At 40.3% G+C, this 1425-nt stretch carries 2 protein-coding genes and 1 pseudogene; 2 read left to right on the forward strand and 1 reads right to left on the reverse strand.

Annotation, left to right across the window (positions count from 1 at the left end; genetic code table 11):
• Window positions 1-421 precede the first annotated feature (421 nt).
• Together DSM107010_RS37680 and DSM107010_RS37685 are read left to right on the forward strand one after the other, a co-directional pair.
• On the forward strand, window positions 422-664 hold the full coding sequence (locus tag DSM107010_RS37680; protein ID WP_199756063.1) for a hypothetical protein: 243 nt from the start codon (window positions 422-424) through the stop codon (window positions 662-664).
• 75 nt (window positions 665-739) lie between these two features.
• Window positions 740-1051, forward strand: a complete 312-nt coding sequence (locus DSM107010_RS37685; RefSeq protein WP_127025417.1) for a GNAT family N-acetyltransferase — start codon at window positions 740-742, stop codon at window positions 1049-1051.
• A 93-nt stretch (window positions 1052-1144) separates the two neighbouring features.
• On the opposite strand, the pseudogene DSM107010_RS37690 reads toward DSM107010_RS37685, so the two are convergent.
• Window positions 1145-1360, reverse strand: a pseudogene (locus DSM107010_RS37690) (sulfate ABC transporter substrate-binding protein); the annotation flags it as partial.
• Window positions 1361-1425 lie beyond the last annotated feature (65 nt).

The following is a 1425-nucleotide window of genomic DNA, read 5'->3' on the forward strand; positions in this document are numbered from 1 at the left end:
ATCAAGCGATTGCTAAGTTTTATCATTACAAACGTCGCCTTTCCCAATCGCTCAGCTATCTACAACTGTAGTATTAGTACTAACCCAGGCTGGCGAGACAAATTGGATACGCAAACTAGGACTAGATGCGATCGTTGGCAATAGAGGCATTGCAATTAAGCAAGCAAGTAATATGGCAACAAAGACAATTTTTGAGTTGAGGAACTTAAGCTTCCTCAATGTTCCCATCAATCTCAGTCTCATAGAGATTTTCCTTTTTTGAATTATTTAAGTTACGCTAACTTTAGCGACATACCGTATTTAAATCTGCTAGTTAGGAGCTTGCCACAAAATACCTCCCCATATCTACGATTTATCTATCAAAATATCGTATTTAATATATAGATATATTCATGGGTTTGTCAGGAAATATCTACAATCTATGCAAATCGGTCTTCGCCCCACCTCAAACGTTGACTTTGAGTTCATCCATCAGGTAACAAAAGCGGCAATGCAAACCTACGTCGAGCAAACTTGGGGAAGTTGGGTTGATGACGAGCAGCGCGTGCGGACATACAATTCAATTGATTTGTCAACGCATCAGATTATTCAGCTTGACGGTCGAGACGTGGGATGTTTGGCGGTAGAGCGTCATTCCAGCCACTTGCAATTAATGGGACTTTGAAGAAAACTGGTAATAGAATAGCTTCAAAAGCAGAGCCAGAGCTAGTTTTACATCGATTGGTAATGTTTCCTTACCATGCTTAAGTTTCAGCCAGTTTTACCTTATCGATGTATTGTCCTTGCCATGCATGGATTTCAGCCTCTTTTAGAGCTAAAAACTTTCAAAGTCCCATTAACAAAACTGTATTTGCTTCCCGATTTCCAGCGTCGCGGCATCGGCACATTTCTCATTCGTCAGCTAATTGCCCAGGCAAAAGCACTTAATGCTCCCTTACGGCTAAGAGTTTTAGCTGTAAATCCAGCACGTAGGCTTTATGAGCGTGAAGGTTTTAGCGTTCAAGCACAAATAGAGGAGAGAATTTTTATGGAGTATAAGGTCAAAAGTTAAAAGCCAAAAGTCAAAAGTCAAAACTTTTCCAAGATGCAAGATCGCCTCTCACCTGATTAAATAAATGACCAATGACCAATGACTAATGACAAATTACCGTTTGATTTTGGCTTGAATTTGGTCGAAAACTGCCCCATCCTCAAAGAATTTAGCTTGGACTGCGTTCCATCCCCCAAAGTCTTTTACCGAGCCGAGATTTTGCACTTTGGGATATTTGTCAGTATTTTCCTTGGTTTGAGCTACTGTCTCGTCTACAGGTCGAAATCCGACTTTGGCAAACTCTTGCTGAGCTTCGGCAGCTTGTAAAAATAACTTAAGCAACTTTTAAAGGACTAAGTTATGATTTTAGAGCAGCATTGAGATTGAAACGGTTA

The sequence above is a fragment of the Chroococcidiopsis cubana SAG 39.79 genome (assembly GCF_003991895.1).
Classification (GTDB): Bacteria; Cyanobacteriota; Cyanobacteriia; order Cyanobacteriales; family Chroococcidiopsidaceae; genus Chroococcidiopsis; species Chroococcidiopsis thermalis.